This window comes from Leptospira borgpetersenii serovar Javanica (assembly GCF_003046425.1).
GTDB lineage: Bacteria > Spirochaetota > Leptospiria > Leptospirales > Leptospiraceae > Leptospira > Leptospira borgpetersenii.
Map to the genome: position 1 here is coordinate 12,501 of NZ_QAJG01000013.1, position 20,000 is coordinate 32,500.

The 20,000-nt window shown below is 41.3% G+C and carries 12 protein-coding genes and 1 tRNA gene (2 of these 13 cut by a window edge); 8 read left to right on the forward strand and 5 right to left on the reverse strand.

Annotated elements, in window-relative coordinates; translation table 11 throughout:
* Both CLV95_RS11760 and CLV95_RS11765 read left to right on the forward strand, forming a co-directional pair.
* On the forward strand, window positions 1-837 hold the 3' portion of the coding sequence (locus CLV95_RS11760) for a metallophosphoesterase (RefSeq protein WP_002731975.1). 360 nt of this gene lie to the left of the window's left edge; the window shows 837 of its 1,197 coding nt (coding positions 361-1,197); its start codon lies off the left edge, out of view; its stop codon occupies window positions 835-837.
* A 56-nt stretch (window positions 838-893) separates the two neighbouring features.
* Entirely contained in the window at window positions 894-1,523 is a 630-nt protein-coding gene (locus CLV95_RS11765; RefSeq protein ID WP_002732008.1) for an MORN repeat-containing protein, read from the forward strand.
* Window positions 1,524-1,984: 461 nt separating this feature from the next.
* On the opposite strand, the gene CLV95_RS11770 is transcribed toward CLV95_RS11765, so the two are convergent.
* Window positions 1,985-3,640: a TolC family protein gene (locus CLV95_RS11770; RefSeq protein WP_002728145.1), complete on the reverse strand. Its 1,656-nt coding sequence runs from the start codon at window positions 3,638-3,640 to the stop codon at window positions 1,985-1,987.
* A 90-nt stretch (window positions 3,641-3,730) separates the two neighbouring features.
* Between CLV95_RS11770 and CLV95_RS11775 the strand changes: the two genes are divergently transcribed.
* On the forward strand, window positions 3,731-5,809 hold the full coding sequence (locus CLV95_RS11775) for a thioredoxin domain-containing protein (protein WP_016749136.1): 2,079 nt from the start codon (window positions 3,731-3,733) through the stop codon (window positions 5,807-5,809).
* A 153-nt stretch (window positions 5,810-5,962) separates the two neighbouring features.
* Window positions 5,963-6,044, forward strand: a tRNA-Leu gene (locus tag CLV95_RS11780).
* 83 nt (window positions 6,045-6,127) lie between these two features.
* Here CLV95_RS11780 and CLV95_RS11785 read toward each other — a convergent pair.
* From CLV95_RS11785 to CLV95_RS11795, 3 genes are all read right to left on the reverse strand, one after another.
* Window positions 6,128-8,743, reverse strand: coding sequence for a M1 family aminopeptidase (locus tag CLV95_RS11785; RefSeq protein WP_002731982.1), 2,616 nt, complete (start codon window positions 8,741-8,743; stop codon window positions 6,128-6,130).
* A gap of 441 nt (window positions 8,744-9,184) precedes the next feature.
* Entirely contained in the window at window positions 9,185-10,441 is a 1,257-nt protein-coding gene (locus CLV95_RS11790) for an MFS transporter (protein ID WP_002728122.1), read from the reverse strand.
* 1 nt (window position 10,442) lies between these two features.
* On the reverse strand, window positions 10,443-11,021 hold the full coding sequence (locus CLV95_RS11795; RefSeq protein WP_002728159.1) for an NUDIX hydrolase: 579 nt from the start codon (window positions 11,019-11,021) through the stop codon (window positions 10,443-10,445).
* Window positions 11,022-12,610: 1,589 nt separating this feature from the next.
* On the opposite strand from CLV95_RS11795, the gene CLV95_RS11810 reads away from it, so the two are divergent.
* The 4 genes from CLV95_RS11810 to CLV95_RS11825 are packed head-to-tail and all read left to right on the forward strand — an operon-like array spanning window position 12,611 to window position 17,881.
* Window positions 12,611-14,635: an ATP-dependent helicase gene (locus tag CLV95_RS11810; RefSeq protein ID WP_002732026.1), complete on the forward strand. Its 2,025-nt coding sequence runs from the start codon at window positions 12,611-12,613 to the stop codon at window positions 14,633-14,635.
* 2 nt (window positions 14,636-14,637) lie between these two features.
* Window positions 14,638-15,288, forward strand: coding sequence for a tetratricopeptide repeat protein (locus CLV95_RS11815; RefSeq protein ID WP_002732014.1), 651 nt, complete (start codon window positions 14,638-14,640; stop codon window positions 15,286-15,288).
* Between the two features lie 26 nt (window positions 15,289-15,314).
* On the forward strand, window positions 15,315-17,507 hold the full coding sequence (locus tag CLV95_RS11820) for an LIC_12586 family protein (RefSeq protein WP_002731951.1): 2,193 nt from the start codon (window positions 15,315-15,317) through the stop codon (window positions 17,505-17,507).
* Window positions 17,477-17,881, forward strand: a complete 405-nt coding sequence (locus CLV95_RS11825; protein WP_002728140.1) for a hypothetical protein — start codon at window positions 17,477-17,479, stop codon at window positions 17,879-17,881. Before CLV95_RS11820 ends, CLV95_RS11825 begins: the two co-directional genes overlap by 31 nt.
* A 652-nt stretch (window positions 17,882-18,533) precedes the next feature.
* On the opposite strand, the gene CLV95_RS11830 is transcribed toward CLV95_RS11825, so the two are convergent.
* On the reverse strand, window positions 18,534-20,000 hold the 3' portion of the coding sequence (locus CLV95_RS11830) for a hypothetical protein (RefSeq protein ID WP_002732042.1). Its footprint extends 510 nt past the window's final position; 1,467 of the gene's 1,977 nt are visible here — the last part of the coding sequence; the start codon falls outside the window, past its right edge — the gene reads right to left on this strand; its stop codon occupies window positions 18,534-18,536.

The window sequence follows — 20,000 nt, forward strand, 5'->3', positions numbered from 1 at the left end:
CAAAGAAAGGAATTTTTAAACCGACTTCTGAGCTTCTCCGTACTTGGACTTGCGGGAGGGCTTACAGGAATTGGATTCTATCAGGCACATAAAAAACTAAAAGTGATTCCGGTGGATGTTTTTGAGAAAAACTTACACTCTTCTTTGGACGGGTTCAGGATCGTTCAAATTTCGGACATTCATATCGGACCTACAATCAAAAAGCGTTTTTTAGAATCCGTAGTAAGAACCGTGAACGAACTTAAACCCGATTTGGTTGCAATTACGGGGGATCTGGTCGACGGTCCGGTAAACAAACTCGCACATCATATCACTCCTCTTGCCGATCTTAAATCCAAACATGGAACTTTTTTCGTAACTGGAAATCATGAGTATTATTCGGGGGTTCTTTCTTGGATTCGTGAATTGAAGAAACATAACATTCAGGTTTTATTAAACGAAAATCAAATTCTGAAACATGGAAAAGCGAATCTGACTCTCGCCGGTGTCACCGATCTCAAAGCGGGATCTATCCTTGTGGAGCATAAAACGGATCCACATCGGGCGATGAAAGGCGGAGAAAAAACGGATTACAAAATTCTACTTGCACATCAACCGAACAGTGTTTTTGAAGGGGCCGATGCGGGATTCAATCTTCAATTGTCTGGACATACGCACGGAGGGCAATATTTTCCGGGGAATCTGCTCATCTATCTCGTACAGAAGTTTGTTGCGGGACTTCACAAACATAAGAACACTTGGATCTATGTGAGCCGAGGGACGGGATATTGGGGGCCTCCGATTCGACTTGGGGCGCCTTCTGAAATTAGCTTGATTCGATTGAGGAGAAATTCTTAACAACCGAATCTTTTGAAACCGGAGTCGGTTTCCGATATTTAAAAAAGGGACTTTCAATGGGGAGAGGTTTCGAATCCGATCGAAAGATAATATTCGCGTTAGGAGTCATTCTATTGTTATACTTTGTTTTGGCGGATTGTGGTAAAAAAAGCAAAGTGACTTCTAAAAAGGAAAATGCCAAAACGTCGAGCTCTCGAAAGAAAAACGATCTTGATTTGGAGCCTGAACCGAGAGAAAGGAGATTCTTTCAAGAAGACGCGTTCGGCCAACCTAAAAAGTACGTTGAATCGGAAGAGTTTAACCTAAACAACAAAATCTATCGACCTCCCCAAAAAACGGCTAAATCGCTTTCATCTTATCTCGGATCCACTCCCGGATGTAAGAACGGAAATTGTAAAAATGGTTCAGGTGTTTATGTATATGATACCGGAGAAGTATATTCCGGAAGTTTCAAAAATGATAAACGACACGGATACGGAGATATACAGTACCAAGACGGAGACAGATATTCCGGATACTTTCAAAATGATAAAAAGGTGGGGACGGGAACGTATCGGTTCGTAAACGGCTCCGTGTTCAATGGAAGATTCTACGACGATGGAGAAAGTGCGGAAGGTTACTTAACTATCGGTAAAAAAAGGAAGGAATGTTCCATTATCCGAAACAAACTAAACTGTCACGGATAAACTTTTGGCCAATCTAACCGAGCGATTTGTAAAAACGGGATTCCGAATCTGCTTTTGTCTCCGATTGATGACCCGGCTCGGTCCCATCGGATTCTCAAAAACGATTGATAGTTAACGTGAGTTCGGCGGTTGAAAATGAGAAAGAATTTTCTAAAAATAGGTTCCTACAATTTTAGAATTGTCCGTAAAATCGCGATTTGTGGTAGTTCCCCCACGTTTTAAGAGTAGATTTACAAAATTCAGATTCCAACTTGTTTTTAGAAAAATGAATCATGGATTCTTGCGGGATCTTTTTAAATCTTGGGAAACAGAACCAAGAACTCTCGCTCGGAAGGATTTACCACAATTCAGGGAGACTGCGTTTCCTTAGGCGCTTGCAAAAAAGCAAAGTATTCTAAAATTATAATAGACTATCTTATACTTCTGCGTGGTACATGAGACTTTTTCGTTTTGGGGTTGTTCTAAAACTTCAGATCTGTTTGTTTTGTGTCCGTCATCTTCATCAATCGATCGATGATATCGTTGACATTCACGCCGAATTTTTCGAAGATATGGTTCTTTGCGAGTTCGTAACGAAGAATATCTATGTTCAGTTGAATTTTAGCTTGAGCTACTTGTAATTCGGATTGGATTACGTTATCCAACGCGGTTTTTACTGCGACTGCGGTAAATCTTCCCTGACGAAAACGTTCTGAAAGACCTCTGTAGAATTTATTTGCTTCTTCCCTTCTTTTTTTAGCGCCTTCGAGAATATCTTTTCCGGCTAAGATCGTCGCATAACGATTTTCTAATTCTTCTTTGATGGAAAGTTTCAATTCCGCTTCTTTTTTTTCTAAATTTTCCACATCCAACTTCGCGTTCCGGATATCCGCTTTGATGCCTTTATCCCAAAGCGGATAAGAAAACTGAAAACCCGCATACGCTTCCGGATATTTAAAGGAAGCAATTCCTCGATTTGTATCCATGACATTTTGTTGGGGAGAAACGATATTTTGCCCCCTTGTGGAATAGGCACCTGAAAGTTTCAAAGAAGGCATGTCTTCGGCCTCTTTGATTTTTAAATTGAGTTCTGCAATTTCCCTTTGTTTCCGAAGATTTTTCAAATCGGTTCTATGTTCTAAAGCGTAGATATAATCTTTTTCCACGTTAAAATCCGTCGGAATATTCTCTTGAAGGTCGGTAACACCTTCGATTTTAGAGGATGGATCGGCGTTTAAAATTCGAATCAAATTTCTTTCCGCCTCTTTACGGGAAACCTTGGCCTTTTCTAAATTTCCGGCAGTTTGGGAAAGAATGGAGTTCCAAAGGTTGACTTCAAAACCTTCGGAGAGGCCTAAATTCCGTTTTCTTGTGGTTAAGTCGCGTATGTTTCTCGTGTTGGATTCTAGATCTTGTAAAGTTTTTACGTTCGAATCGTAAATATTCAAACTCCAGTATTGAATCAAGGTTTGAACCACAAGTTGGGAAAGAATATAAATCAGCTCTTCTCTTTTGATTACCGTGTTTTGTCTTAAAATGGCTTCTCTTTCTTTCTGAGTTTTTCCGAAACTGTACTTTAAAATTTCCTGACTAAGAGTGATCGTCAAAGCGCTCGTATATTGCGGAGGAATGGCGAGTATAGCTAAGCTTGAAGGAGTTGTACGAGGATCTTCGAAGGCGCTTGAATCGAAACGAGTAGTGCTCGCTTCCAATTTCATATAAGTTCCTGTTTTAAAATTTTTTTCGATACCTACGCTGAGTTTATCTTGGCTTTGTTTGGTTCCTAAAAAGATGTTGTTTCTATTGTTGGGAAGAGTCGTTTTAAAAATAGTGATTCCACCGATCAGATTCCAAGTAAATTGGGATTCGTTTTTGAGTTCTCCTCCGTCCGCTTTTACGTATTCCATCTTCGCGTTTTGAATCGTAATGTTCTTTTCGAGTACATGATTCACTGCGTCTTTCAGAGTCAGGTGAAGTACATTTTTGAAATTTCCGGGATTCCCTTTTTCTTCTTCTAAAATAACTTCCTTAGGTAGAATGTCCTCTCCAACCGTAGGTTGAATCGTCGTAAAAAAAATGATTCCTAAAATAAAAAAAGTTCCGAATTTTTCATAAGTACCTTCCTTTTTGTGCTCCATGTAAGCGCTCACTTAATGGACATGGTTGGAATTAGGAAGATTTTTAGAAATCGAAAAATAGATTTTATGAGTCTAAAAGAGAGTAATTCAATGCAATTCAGCTCCCGTAGTCCGAATCGACTTTCAAAAGAAAAAAGTCCTTATCTCCAACAGCATGCATATAATCCGGTGGATTGGTTTCCATGGGGTGAGGAAGCCTTAACTAAAGCAAGGGAACAGGACAAACTCATTTTCTTATCCATAGGCTATGCGACCTGCCATTGGTGTCATGTTATGGAAAAAGAATCCTTTGAGAACCAAATGGTCGCGGATTATCTCAATTCTCATTTCGTATCGATCAAAGTGGATCGTGAAGAACGACCCGATATCGACCGGATCTATATGGATGCGTTACACGCTATGGACCAACAAGGCGGTTGGCCTCTTAATATCTTTTTGACTCCGGATGGGAAGCCCATTACTGGAGGAACCTATTTCCCTCCGGAACCCGGATATGGAAGAAAAAGTTTTTTAGAAGTTTTGAATATTCTTAGAAAGGTTTGGAGCGAGAAACGACAGGAATTGATCGTAGCTTCCTCCGAGCTCTCCCGATATCTGAAAGATTCCGGAGAAGGACGGGCCATAGAAAAGCAAGAAGAAGGAAGTCTACCCTCGAAGGATTGTTTTAATTCCGGATTTTCTCTTTACGAAAGTTATTATGACGCTGAGTTCGGAGGATTTAAAACCAATCACGTCAATAAGTTTCCTCCGAGCATGGGACTTTCGTTTTTACTTCGATATCATCATTCTTCCGGAAATCCAAAGGCTTTGGAGATGGTGGAGAATACGCTCCTTGCAATGAAACGAGGAGGAATCTACGATCAAGTTGGAGGGGGACTTTGTCGTTATTCCACGGATCATCGTTGGATGGTTCCACATTTTGAAAAGATGCTCTACGATAATTCTCTCTTCTTGGAAACTCTAGTGGAATGTTCCCAGGTTTCTAAAAAAATTTCCGCCGAATCCTTTGCACTCGACGTAATTTCCTATTTACATAGGGATATGAGGATTGTCGGCGGGGGAATCTGTAGCGCGGAGGATGCGGATTCCGAAGGAGAAGAAGGTCTTTTTTATATCTGGGATTTCGAAGAATTCCGGGAAGTTTGTGGAGAAGATTCTCGAATTTTGGAAAAATTTTGGAACGTAACAAACAAGGGAAACTTCGAAGGAAAGAATATTCTGCATGAAAGTTATGGTGGTGAGGCTACAAAACTTTCCGAAGAAGAATGGAAACGGATCGATTCTGTTTTGGAAAGAGCTAGGGCCAAACTTCTGGAAAGAAGAAGCAAGAGGGTTCGTCCTCTACGAGACGATAAAATTCTTACTTCTTGGAACGGTCTTTATATCAAAGCTCTTGCAAAGGCAGGTATCGCGTTTCGAAGGGAAGACTTTTTGAAACTCGCAGAGGAGACGTATTCTTTTATAGAAAGGAATCTGATCGATCCGGACGGAAGGATTTTACGTCGATTCAGAGACGGCGAATCGGGTATATTAGGATATAGTAATGATTACGCGGAGATGATTTCCTCTTCGATCGTTTTGTTCGAAGCGGGATGCGGAATTCGTTATCTGAAAAACGCGGTTCTTTGGATGGAAGAGGCGATTCGTTTGTTCCGTTCCCCGGCGGGTGTGTTCTTCGATACAGGAAACGACGGCGAGGTCCTTTTGCGGAGGAGTGTGGACGGTTACGACGGTGTGGAACCTTCCGCGAACAGCTCTCTTGCTTATTCTTTGGTGAAATTGTCCTTGTTGGGAATTGATTCGGTTCGTTATCGTAAATTCGCCGAGTTGATCTTTTCGTATTTTACAAAAGAATTATCCACCCATTCTCTCAGTTATCCGCATTTGCTTTCGGCTTACTGGACTTACAGATATCATTCTAAGGAAATCGTTTTGATTCGTAAGGATGCAAATTCCGGAAAGGATCTTTTGGCCGCGATTCAAACCAGATTTCTACCGGATTCGGTTTTTGCCGTTGTGAACGAGAATGAGTTGGAAGAGGCGAGAAAACTTTCCGCTTTGTTCGACTCGAGAGACAGCGGAGGAAACGCACTCGTTTATGTTTGTGAGAATTTTTCCTGTAAACTTCCGGTGAGTAATCTCGCGGATCTGCAAAAGTGGATCGAATGATCGGATTCTCGAAAATTTGGAAAAAAATTACGAGCACAACTCTCGGCGGGTATTTTGACAAACGTCCCAAATCCGGGCGCCTCGTTTTGAAAAAGCTTTCCAACGAAACCGCTTGACTCCAAAGAAGATTCACGAACATTGGAAGGACCGCACGCGAGTATGGTGAAATTGGTAGACACGCCAGATTTAGGTTCTGGTGCAGAAATGTGTGGGGGTTCGAGTCCCTCTACTCGCAATTTTATTTTTCAACTGTTTCGTTTTGTAAGAATACGATTCAATCTTGCCGAAATCTCGTAAACTTCTCCCCTTAAAAAGTGTTCATTGTTTGGCGAGAATTTTCACGGTTCTTTCCAAATCATCTCGATGTTGTTTGAGATCTTTTTTAAGAAGAGCGGGAATCTCTTTTTGTCCTTTGAGAAAACGGTTCGTTTTGTCCACGAGGGCCTGATTCGGTTCCAAACTTGGAAATAAGAGATTTCCAAATGCGGAAGAAAAATGGGAATCGCGGTCTTTATAAATTCCGATCACGGATTCAAAGTATAAATTCTCGTAATCTTTTAGGATATCTTCCTGATGATCCCAATAAAAACCTCTCATTCCGTAGCGGAGCATATCCGTGGAATATTTTGTATTAGGATCCGTAAATTCTTTCCAAGCGGCGGATTTCGATTTTGGATCGGGATACGCGACTCTGGCTCCATATGCTTTTTTCGCGCCAAGATCGGATGTGTCCGCTTTTTCTTCTTTTGCAATGAGGTCTAACGCGTTTTTATCTCCAAATGCGGAAAGCCTCGTTAAAATACTCCATCTTCTTTCTTGGTCGATTTTAATTCCGGAGATTATGATCTTTCCGTCTAAAAGGTCCTTTAAGTAGGAAAGTTGATTTGGAGTTCTGGATGTACTTTCCAGTATTCTATACCAGATAATTTTTTCCTCTTCCGTGGCGGAAGGATTTTCGAGTTCCTTCTTGGCTCGTTCGTTTAACTTTGCGGACCATTCATCCTTATTTTCCTTCTTCAGGTAATTCGACGTGATAGAGGAGGCCTTGGTCAATATATGACTGCTTAAAACGGAAAGATCCTCTTCATGAATCCCCTGTTGAAACACAAGCTCCAAAAAATCCTCAGGAGAAATTTCCGCGTCGCGCGTCATCTGCCACAGAGAGCCCCATAGGATTCTTCTCGCAAAACGGTCCTTCAGTTTATTCAAGGAAGTTTTTAAGAGAAGGATTCCGTCTTTCGAAAGATAGGTTTTTGCATATGCATAGTCGTTTGTGTTTAACACTACGATCTCGGAAGATTCGGATATCTGTTTGTCGGGGTTTGTCGTTTGTACGATAGATCCCTGCGTCTTTGGGTTTTTGCTTATATGAAAATCCGTATTTTGAAACAAACTATAAGGGAGAATGGTTTCTTGTCCTTTGACATCAATCCTACTTCTCCAGACAGCTTCGAAAAATTCTCCTTTGAGGGCAAAAATTGTTACTTCCAAAGCGTGTGTTCTGTAAAGACCGTTTTTTGCGGAAGGTAGCTGTCTGACCGACAAATGTTCCTCTTTCCATTCGGGAAGAAGCGTATTCACTCCGGTAGTATCGAGCCATTCCTTACTCCAACTGCGAATATCGATTCCGGAAATTTCGGACATCGTATCTAAAAAGTCCGTTTGAACCGTATTCGAATTCGCGAATTTTCGAAAGTATTTTCGCATCGCGTCCCGGAACGTGTTTTCCCCGATATAATACATTAGCTGACGAAGTACGGAAGCCCCTTTGGAATAGGAGATTCCGTCAAAGTTGCTAATTGCGTCTAACGTGTTTTCTGCATTTCCCGCTATGGGATGGGTCGTGGAAAGTTGATCTTCTCTGTAGGCCCATTCCTCTCGGACGTAAAAATGTTCGAGAGCGTCCGGAAATAATTTCCCGTGGGACATCGCGTAATAGGAAAGATAATCGGCAAAACTTTCGTTCAACCAGAGATCGTTCCACCATTTCATCGTAACCAAGTTACCGAACCACATATGGACCATCTCGTGATAGATCGTATTGGCTCTTCCGAGATACTCGGAATAAATACGGGGACTTCTAAAAATGTAATGTTCCGAAAAGGTAACGGCTCCCACGTTTTCCATAGCGCCCATATTAAACTCCGGAACAAAGATCTGATCATATTTTCCGTACGGATACGGAAGATCGAAGTAAGATTCTAAAAATCCAAAAGATTCTTTTGTGATCGCAAAAAGGTTCTCCGCATCTAGATACTTGGCTAGGGATTTCCTGCACAGAATCCTCAATGGGACGTTTTTATAACGGTCTTCCCAGGCTTCGTAAGGACCGGCGATTAAAGCGAATAAATATGTGGAAAACAGAGCGGTTTTCTGAAAACGAATTTCGATTCTTTCTTTTTTGATTTGTTCTTTGGAGGGAAGAGTGTTGTGAATGTATTTCCATTCTTTCGGTCCGACAAGGGAAAGCTCGTACGTCGCTTTCAAGTCGGGTTGATCGAAACACGGAAACATTCGGTGCGCTTCGAAAGGTTCGAAATCCGTGTGGAGGTATTCGGAACCGTCGGAAGGATCTTGGAATTGATGAAATCCGGAGCCGCTGTGGTTGTAGTCGTTTGTATAACGAATCCTAATTTCATTTTTTCCGGGTTTCAAGGATTCTTGCGGAAGATCTAGGAAAGAATCGGTTTTCGAGTAATCGGAGAACTCCTTCAATTCTTTTCCGTTTAACAAAAATACTTCGATTTTCTTCGAGACGAAGTCTATTTTGAGTTTTCCTTTTTTCCTTCCGGTATAAAAGAATGAAATTTTAGTTTCTCCTTGATATGTAGGAGAACCTGCTTTGAGGTCTAAATGAATTTCGTAACTGACCTGGTCGATCAGCTCAGCTCTCTTTACGGCTTCTGCTTGGGTAAGTATATTGGGAGCATCCATCGGTTCCTTCTTTAATATTCAAAAATAAGAATATTCAAAAATATGATTTTATTCTTGATCTCGTTTTATAATAACCGCAACGTGGTCCGCGGAGAATGTTGCGCTTGAATTTGGAGAATGAAATAACCATAATCGATGGGGCGACTCTTTGTAAAGCAAAGAAACTCGAGGCAGTGAACTCAGCGAATCTCTTCGAACCCGACGAAACGTTTCTTTTATTTTACTTTTAAAAGAGTCGATTCCCGTTGGGCTATAGTAATTCCTCTAAGGGCTTTTCTCTGAAAAACTGCGGGCATATCTCTGTGAATTTTCTTACAGGATGAAATTTATGGACAAATTCTCCCGTTACAGAAATTACGGGTCTGCAAATGAAAAGTCGCTTGTGAGAATTCCTACAAAACTTTTCATCAAACCGGCCTGGGTCGGGTTTATATTGAATCTTTAAAGAATATCCTTCAGTTGCATCTTTCGAAGTCGGGGAGCGATTGTTCCTACAAATCCCACGGTTAAGAGAGTCAGAATTCCGCCTGCGACGATTGATCTTCGGATTCCGAGCCATTCCGCGGTAACACCTGATTCGAATTCTCCGATTTCGTTCGAAGAACCGATAAAGATATAACTTACCGCGGAAACTCTCCCTCTCATATGATCCGGAGTGTGCATTTGAACGATTGTGTGACGGATTACTACGCTGACCATGTCGAATGCACCTGCGGCCGCAAGACAGAAAAACGAAATTCTATAATCGTTGGAAAGTCCGAAAAAGATGATACAAATTCCGAAGCCAAACACGCAAGACAGAAGGATCCAACCAGAATGTTTTTTAGGCGGCTTCGCGGCGATAAAAAGGGCGCATAAAACGGCTCCGACTCCTTGGGCCGAACGAAGAATTCCGAAGATCTCGGGGCTTTGTCCCAGAATTTTTTCCGTAAAAGAAGGAAGGAGTGCGACTGCTCCTCCGAAAAGGACCGCAAATAAATCCAAAGAGATCGCACCGAGGATGATTTGGTGTGTGGAAACAAATTTCCAACCGGAACTTAAACTTTCCCAAATGCTTTCGCTTGATTCCGGTTTTTCAGGAATGGACTTTCCTTTTACGAGTAACATCAAAATCAAACCGAAACTCATCAAAAGAAGGTCCACCGAATATGCAAAGTAAAGTCCGAAGACGATCAACATGCCTCCCATAAGGGGGCCGAGGACCAAGGAAGTCTGCCAAGCGATTCCACTCCAGGTCGCGGCGTTTGGAAATGTTTCCTTATCCACGAGTTGGGTTTGGAATGCGGCAGTCGCCGGATTTAAAAAACCTCTCGCGATTCCGGAAAGAAAGATCACGCCGTAAATCGGATACACGCCGGATTCTTGAAGGATCCAAGACATATTAGGAAAGACTAATATTAGTAGGAGTAGAGAACAAATTGATAGAAGGCCCAGAGCGGAAGTGACGATTTTTTTTCTCGGAAAGGAATCGATCACAAGACCGGAAAACAAGGCTATCGTGATGGAAGGAATCGCCTCCGCGAGACCGATAAAGCCGATGTGCAAATTGCTTCCGGTGATATGATACATCTGCCAACCAACGACGGTGGTTTGGATACTGATGGAAAGAGTCACCATAAATTTACCGAAAAGGAAAAAACGGTAATCTGAAATTTTCAGGGCTTGAAAGGGATCGTGTTTTGTTTTGGCTTGAGTCATTTTAGTTCTGGATTGGGTTTTTGATAAAATACATTCCGAGAGCGGCGACCATCATTCCGTGATGTAGAATGTTATCGGCGATCAATTGGGGAATGTTCCGGATGGGGGTTTCAAAAATTTCAATTTGTTCGCTGTCGTCCAAATCTTGGTCGTAAAGCTTACGAACGTTTCTGGCGATGAAAGTATGACACCAGTTGTTTAGAATCGCGGGATTTCCCGTGACCTTACCTAGATATTCCCAATCTTGCGACACATAACCCGTTTCTTCCACGAGTTCGGCTTGTGCGGATTCGAGAAGAGTTTTTTTCTCTGCGATTCCTCCGGGAATCTCTAGACTGAAACGGTGGATTCCGTGTCTGTATTGATCGATGAGAAGAATCTTGTTTTCCGGGGTGGTTGCGATTATGTTCACCCAATCCAAAGACTCCAGATGAAAAAAGTCTTTGGAGATTTTTTTGTCGGGAGAGGTGGTATGCCAGGAGACAAGCTTGAAAATCGGTGTGGCGATTAGATCTCTTCGATCCCTTTTAGACCAAAGATTCGAATGAGGGTCGTATTCTTCCGGATAAAAAGGTTTCATTGGATCTCCTTTTTTAAAACGGGTAAATTGATGATTGTTCGGTCGGACAGTACTCGAACGGGACTTGGCATGATTCAGTTTTTTCAGTGGAGAAGGTTTTGTCGAGAGTGATTTTTAGAGAGTGAAGCATTGGATTGTTTCGGAAATTTCGATACGGGTGAGACTGATTCTTATCATGCAAGACGTCGAAATTTCGGTCATTCCTTTCCACCATCGTATTTTTCCAGGTGGAAAGGTTCCATTCTTTCAAACTAGGTTTTTTTCTCCAAGAGAGAATTCCGACAAACTGCACCTCATTCACAAATTAGAAATGGTCATTCGGGACTTAGAAAAAGCGTTTCTGAATTTTCAACGGTGAATGAACACATTCTTGAATTTGAAGAATCTTTTCTAAGAACTTGTCCGAAATCCTGCAGAGCGACCTGCAGAAGCACCCATAGGGAGCGATGCACCTGAGTTCAGGAAAGCTCTCTGCCTTTAGTTCTTCAGATCATCCCACAAGTTGGGTTGGAATTGTAAGAATCTAAAACGCATATTTTTTCAAGTGTTCCGACAAGAACGAGGTTTTTTACTTGCAAGAAGTATGATTTTCTGATAGAGAAAAAATCTCCCGAGTCTTCCCACCGCCTCTCCCCTCCACCCAAAACGTGGGTGGGGCCGAGTCTGTTTCACGGAGGATTGTCGGAGTTCCGACGGATTTCTTCAGATCCAAGTAATTGTAGGAGATAGAGAGTGTTATGCTTCGAGTTCAGAGAGCGATCAATCTATCGAGCGACCCGTAGGGAGCCATAACCTTACCCACAAGTTGAAGAGGACTTTAGAATCAGAAGGATCCAAACGCACATTTTTGAAGTGTTCCGACAAGAATGAGGCTTTTTACTTGCAAGAAGTATGATTTTCCATAGTGGAAAGTCCTCCAAGCCTTTCTTTCCTCCTCCCAAAATTAGGGAAAACTCATGCAACGCTCTCTATAAATCATTTGCAGGTGTAAGTTTTACAGTGGATTTGTCGTAATTCCGACAGATTTATATTGAGATCCAAATACTTGTGGGTAAGGTTATGGTAGGGAGCGAGATGCTTTTGTTTCCTCAAGTGACTTGTCGAACCAAGAATATCATACTCGGATTTCATTTTCAAGAATGATAGGAATCTACGGATTGCAGCATAATAAACGCTTTCGCATTTGTTACGCCGACTCATGTTTGTTAAATTCTCGCAATAGCCTCCTAAAAAACGGCCATTCCGAGGTAATTGGCGGCTTGATTCTTTTTAGCGGTTGCAGCTTTTGTCCATTTTCCCTCAAATAAGAAGTACGCTGGCCAAAAAGAAAACTCAAGCTACTACTCCCGATATGGGTTGCAACGTTAGGGCAAACCTCCCTAGGGACAAATGATTCATGGCATCTAAAACGTAGGAATTCCCACATTTTCGGAAACTAAAAAAGACGAAAGTGTATTCAAGGCAAGAGACAAAACAATACGGGAGTGTTCAAAGAGTGCGGGTCGTATTTTAGTGGTGAGGTTTGGAGAGAATTCCCGGATGTACAAGATTGACAGAATCTTTCCCCCTCTCATTATGTCACATGTCTCATGAAACTAAGCCCTGAACAGGAAAAAGCAGTTTGTCACGTGAACGGACCGCTCCTCATTTTTGCCGGAGCCGGTTCCGGAAAAACTCGAGTCATCTCGAATCGAATTGCGCATTTAATCGAAAACGTGGGAGTTCCCGCAGGCAAAATCGTAGCACTTTCTTTTACGAATAAGAGTGCCAGGGAAATGGAAGAACGGGTTCGAAAGATGATTCCGAAACAAAAACTCAAAGGAATTGTTTTATCTACGTTTCATTCTCTGGGCTTGAACATACTCAAGAAACATATCGGATTTTTGGGATACAAACAACCTTTTCTATTGATGAATCAGAACGATCAGGAAGGATTTTTAACTACATTATTGATTGCTAATAAAGTGGAATTGAAAAAAGCGAAAGTTTCCGAAATACTCGGTAAGATATCTCGGATCAAAAACTCTGGGCCCGCTTACAGAGAATATCTGGATTCTTCGCTTTTGGAGTCCGATCAGATCGCCAACCTAATTTACGACAGTTATCAGACTACACTCAAAGAGCAGAACTCGCTCGATTTCGACGACCTTATCCTTTTACCGGGAATATTGCTTAGGGATTTTGCGGAAGTCCGCGAAGAGTATCATAAGAAGTTTCAATACTTCATGGTGGATGAGTTCCAAGATACAAATCAAACACAATACGTATTCTTAAGAGCTCTCATGGGAGAGAATCGGAATCTTTGTGTGGTCGGAGACGACGATCAATCCATCTACGCATTTCGGGGATCGGATCTCAGCCTCATCCTGAATTTCGAGAAGGATTTTCCCGAGGCGAACGTTGTGCGTCTATTGGAAAATTATAGATCGACTTCGGTGATCATTCAGGGGGCCAATTCGCTTATCAAAAAGAATCTTTCCCGAAGGTCGAAAGAATTGTTCTCTTCCATTTCCGGAGGAAGAAAAATCCGTTATTTGGAAAGAATGGATGAGAAAGACGAGGCGGCTTACATCGTGGATTGTATTCGGGAGGAAATTATCAAGGATGCGAGAGTGGGAAGTCAGATCGCGATTTTATTCAGGACCAATTTTCAAACGCGGCCTTTCGAGGAGGAATTAAGAAGCAGATCCATACCTTATAAGCTCGTGGGAGGATATAATTTTTTCGATCGAAAAGAAGTTCGGGATATGATTTCCTACATCCGATTGATTGCGAATACAAGGGACGACGCTTCTTTACTTCGAATTTTGAATTATCCGAAGCGAGGAATCGGACCAGGAAGTGTTTCTTTGATTCACGAGAAGGCTTCCCAAACGGGGGAATCCTTATACGAGATTTTATTCCGAATCTGCGAGTCCCCCGATTTTATTCCGAGTCTGCAAAAAAAGATTCAGTCCGAAATTTACAATTTTGTAAACCTCGTCGAGAGGACAAAAAAGAAATTCTCCACGACGCCTAAGATGTACTTTGCGCTCCGGGAGTTCATTCAGGAAATAGGAATTGAAAAAGAGATTCTACTCGAAGAAAAGGATGAGAAGGTAGCCAAGGCTCGGACTTTTAATCTTTCCGAACTCGTAAATATGATGTCTTACTTCGAAGAGAATCATGATTCTCCTGAAAAGCCGACGTTATTCGATTTTATCAACCGGCTGAATTTACTCATGGAAGACGAGATTCCTTCCGATGAGGATAAGAAAGACAATCGGATACAACTTCTCACGATCCATCAATCGAAAGGTCTGGAATTCGAATCGGTTTATGTTCCCGGTATGGAAGAGGGAATTCTCCCTAACTCTAGAGTATTGATAGAGGAATCCTCGGTGGATGAGGAAAGACGTCTACTCTACGTGGCTATGACTCGTGCAAGGAAGCATTTATGCTTGACAGGGGTCGCAAATCGACGCAAATTTGGGGAGCAAATTGCTACCCAGGCTTCCCGGTTCCTTATGGAAATTGATCCGGAGACTTTAGATTGGGTTTCTAACGACGAGGTTCGACAGCAAGAGACTGAAGATTTCTTCGCCGAGCTTGAAAAATTGAAAACTGGATCTTAGGCATGACGTTGAATACAAAAATAATCACTTTGGTAATGGCTTCCTTTCTTTTATCTGTCTGTGCAAGCGGTCAGAAATCCGAAGATTCCAATCCTTCTCTGGAATCCGCAATCCGTTCTAAAATTCAAGGAATTGATTTTCAACTTTCCTCTTCTTCTTTGGATGAAAAAAAACGTTCTTCCTTACTCATGGAAAAAGCGAAATTACTGCTTCAAATGGAAGCTTATAAGGAAGCGACTATCGTTTTAAAAGAAATCCAAAATTCTAAAGAAGGAAAAGACGTAGAACACTTGGATCATTACTTAGGAACTGCGTATCTGGGGATCAATGATACCGAGAACGCAATCGTTCATTTTAGAAAGTCCGAGTCCGTGGATAAAAATTACGAATCCACAATTCGCAAAAAGATGTATGCAAAAGCTCTTTATCAAGAGGAGAAATACGGTCTCGCACTCGGTATTTTAGGACGCGCCTCTAGAGAGAAAGACTTTGAAAAGGATATCTTATTTTATGAAACTGTTGCCAACAGTTTTATGCGAATTAAGGAATTCAAAAGATGTCAGATGGTTTTGGAAGAGGGACTTCAGAAATTTCCGGAAAGTCCGGTTCTGAAAGAAATTCAAGACCAACTTTCTCAGGTTCTTCCAAGATAACTTCTCACAATCGAACATTCGATCAATTGCGCCGAGTTCGACAAAAACTCGGCGTTTTTGCTTTCGGCAATTTATTCGGATCCTTTTTCCTTTTTTTTAAAAGAAACCCAAAAATAAGGATCGCATTGATCCTATTTCTTTTGGTGATTTCGATCCATGCAATCGTGGTGGAATCCGTCGGTTATTACGTGCGAAATTATCTTTTAGATCTTCGGGGTTTAAAGGAACTTTCCAGAAATTTCATCAATCAAGAACTCGGACGTGCAGTGACTCTCGGAGTCGTGGAATACGATTTCCCGAACGCGGTTGTATTCGAGGACTTTCGGATTTCCTCCGATGAGGACTTTGCACTCAATCATATTCTCTTTCGAACGAATAAAATCCAATTCCAGCTCGGTGGGCTCTGGAAGGGGCGTCCTTTCGTTCGTGGGATCGTCGTAAACGATTCTTCGATCAATATCGACCTGGAGGACCAAATTTCCGGCGAACTTATCTCTTACATCCAGAAGATCAATATTCCCGAAATCCGTTTGATGAACACTACGGTTACCGTTTTTCGGGGAGGAGAAGAGGTTCTCAATGCTCTTAAGGGAGTCGACATTATCATCACCAAACGACCCGAAGGTGTAATCGTTACGGTCGGAGATTCCTTATTCCCTTTTCCGTATTCCAGGTTCATTCAAGGAACTTTCGAAACCAAGTTCAATTCGGAGGAGTCCATAAGTATATTCCGTTTTCAGAATGTTAGAGCGGAGAAAGTGCGGGGGATCTATTCCTTATTCGGAAAAATCGCCCCTGGTTCCGGTAAAATTTCGGGGGAATACGAAATTCTTTTGAGCGGAAAAAGGGTTTCCGTAAAAGGAAAAAACCGCTTTACGAACGTATCCGGAAAAATTCTTCAGGATTTACCTTTGGGTTTGAAAATTCCGGATCTTAAAGACGCGGATCTCGTTCATGAGATGGATTTAACATTAGACGAAACCGGTGAGAAACAGATTCATACCTTCTCGAAAGAGGAGAATTCGTTTCGTTTAACATACAATGTTAACGCCAAGAAACTTGCGACTTGGGAGATTTTTGCGGATTGGAAAAACATTCAAGAATTAAAATCTATCTTTCAGCTCCCGGGAGATCTGGAAATTTTCGAAGGGCGATTGAGTTTGAAGGGAAAATGGGAGGAGTCCGGTAATTACGGAGATTGGATCAAAAGCAACGTATCTCTAAATGTTCTCGGTTTTCATTGGAAGGACCCTTTCTTCGATTTACATTTGGATCAGGCTAATCTTGATATCACGTCCGGAAATCTTTTGAATTTTAATGCGAAAGGTTCTCTTTTTCAAGAATCGATCGTGACTCAGATTACTGGCAAGACCGGCTGGAAGAAATCTCCGAGAGCCAACGGAGCGTTTTTTTATCCTTTATACAACGATTGGAAATGGGATCTAGAATTGAATCGGGTTTCGGTAAAGGACTTTCTACCGATTTATCATTCTTGGAGGAATTGGATTCGAACCGATATCAAAACCCGGCAAGAAAAATTGATTCCTGAAATCCGTTGGACGAGAACTGCATTTTACAAGTACTTAATGGAATATTTGACTTTTACCTTACATTGGAAATTAAAATCGTTTCGATTTAAAGAAAAAAATCTCGGAAGAGCGACTTTAGATGGAAGGGTGGTTCCGTTCTTTTCTAGATTGGATATGAAAGGTTTTCGAGATGAGAATCAATTCGTGGAAGCGTTTGCAAACTTCACTTTCGGGCAAGACAATCCGTATATGGATTTGAAAGTGAAAGTCACTGAAATGCCTTGGGAAGAACCGATAAATGGTTTCTGCGGGTCTTGGATTGTTCCCGAAACGATTACTTCGGATACCACAATTCGTCTTTTTGGAGACGATTTTTTAGCGCTTCATAATTCTTTAAATGTTCAGCACAACGTGCGTTTTAATCGTTCCCGTTTTCAAGATAAAAGATCTCTTCCTTTAAATCTTAGAGAACCTTTTGATTTCGGATACGAACACAATCTTTTACCGGCCTTGTCTTATTATAGAAACATCTTTTGGAAAAACGAGACCATAGATCTTACCGGTTACGGAGCCGTAGACAACAATCGGATTCGAATCAGCGCGAACGGAAAGTTGAACGATACTTTTATCAGTAGAAAGTTTAAGGAGGAGTCCGGCGAATGCAAACTGGAATCGATCGGAGACAAATAATTCTGATTACGGCCGGAGTTCTTTTAACGGTTTTAATCGTTTGGTGTGTTTATCTTTTCATTTTCGGCGATTCTCAAACTATAGTCGGTCCGAGTTCGAAAACAAAAATCGATTTAATTGGGACCTGGAGAGTTTCGCCGCTTGTTCCGTCGATTCATATTCGGTTTATCAGTGAAAGAGAAGCGGTTCTTTTGGAAGAAAGTTCCGAAACGAAATTGTACATTTCAGAGGATGCGGAAGGTCTTCAGCTTAGAAGAAAAGGCGAAGAAACTCCCAGCGGTTATTTTTTGTTTCGCGAATTGAAAGCAGGCGTTTGGCAGGGGCTTTGGGGAGACGATCTTGTCGTCTTAAAGAGGATTTCAAATGGAAATTGACTTACGTTAGTTGATACTATTGGACCTTTACTTCAGATAAGAGCCGGTCTCAAAACCTTAGGAATGTAGGGGTATTACAATTTTAAACGACGAGAGAAAACCGCCAATGCGACGGTTTCTATGGAAACTCTCACGTTTTTTAAAAACTTGCTGGATCGTCTAGAGATATTTTTCTTCAGGTTTTGAGACCGGCTCTAAAGTAAACTTCGTAAAATTGTATTATGAAAAGGAAAAGATTGAAACATACGACTTTTACCGTCTGTCATATGTTTTACGGTTAACTCTGTTGGAAATTGAATCAACTAAGAACCGGCGTTTTAGAGTGTGATTTTTTAACACAACAATCTTTTTTAACGATTAGCTGGTTTTAACTCCAAATACTTTAGAAAAGATTAATATTTCTTTTCGGGAGAATTGGATTGTATGTCTCTCACAATTTCATTTTGTATTTTTGAAAATGAGAGTTATTCAAACTTTTATTGGATTTAAAAATCGTAAACGATCGATATACACACAGATAAAAAGGAAAAACCAGTATCTACTGTTTTCTCTATTACGACGAATTGGAGTTATACGAGTCCGAAGAGTTTGAAAGGAAAGGTATCGCTTACAAATCTATCCGTTTTTATGGTGTTGTCCTATCGGACTTTGATTACTGAATCGAATACTCCCTCAGACAAAAATCTCCGGAAGGATGCTTGTATTCTTTTTTGAGAGTTGTACTTTTTCCGACCGCCGCGGAACGAATTGCAAACTTATTCATCATTTCTTTTTGACCGCAGGTAGGAGAGATGATTAGAGCGGATGAAAATTCGTCCCAAGATTTCCATTTGTGTCTGGAGTCGTTTCGATATTTTCCTTTGATGAAAGTTTTCATTCTCATGAGAAGATCGATTTCGGAAGCGACCAGTCTTCCTTTTTTATCGAAATTAAAATCTTCATGAAATCCGTTAAACACGATGTATTTTCCCTCCGGAGAAATCTTAGTTGCTAAGTCTCTTGCAGGTTGAAATAGGTCGGTTTGGAAACCCTTCAAACAGAAGTATTGAACCTTTTCAAAGCTGTCTCTTAAAAGTCCTCCTTCTCTCACATAAAGACTTCCGCCCCATATAAAAACGAAAAGCCCAAATCCTATCGCGGTGTATCGAACGAATTTAGATGTATCTTCGATAAAACGGAAGACCCAAAGGGAAAGAATCGTAAACAGAACGGGCAGAGGAGGGAACACATGTCGTAACTGTTTGTTACCCGTGGTCAGGTCGATGATGATGTACTGCAAAAATAGAATGCTTGTCACTGCGACTAACGGATCTTTGAGAGTCCGCGTGATTGAGGAAACGGGATTTCCGTTGCCTGTCTTGATTTTTTCTCTGAAGAACGAGAAAATTAAAACGGCGACTCCGAAGAAAAAAAACCGAAAGATCCAAGGTTCTTGAAATACGTGGCTGACCGGGCTTGTAGTCGTCGGGGATGAGAATAAAGCGAGAGTAAAACTTTTCACGTATTCGTTTACGATCATCTGTGCGTTGATAAGACTCATCACCCTATCCGGGTTGGCGAAAATCCAAGTCAAGGACGGAGCGATTGCATACAGGTAAACTATCCGAATCGAAGAGGGGGCGATCCGTTTCCATTCTTCCCTTCTTTTATAGAGAAAAAGATTAAAATCGATGAACAACAAAACGGTACAATAATAGATGATGAGTTTGAACTGTCTCTGATCCAAATTGATGTTCGTAACTACTCTTAAGATAGGAAGGGAAAATACGAGCAACACTACTATGACAATAAAAAGTCTTCTAAAACCCTTATACCGTTGAGCCAAAGAAAACTTTAGAATTTCAAAATATTCTTTCGGTTTTGAAACGATCTCATACAGAAAGATTGCTATGAATAAAAGAAGTCCATACGGATATTTCGTAAAAAATAAGCCGAAAAGGGAAAGGAAAACCGACAGTTCTATCCTTTCGGTTTTGTCAAACTCGGAACGAAAGGGATTTTGTTCGGTCCAACTGTAGATTTTGTAAAGAATATAATAAACCCATAATAAAAAGAACATTCCTTGCGTTTCCAGCATGGAGGAAAGGCTGTAAGAAGGTGCTTCCGTAGTATGTAGGGT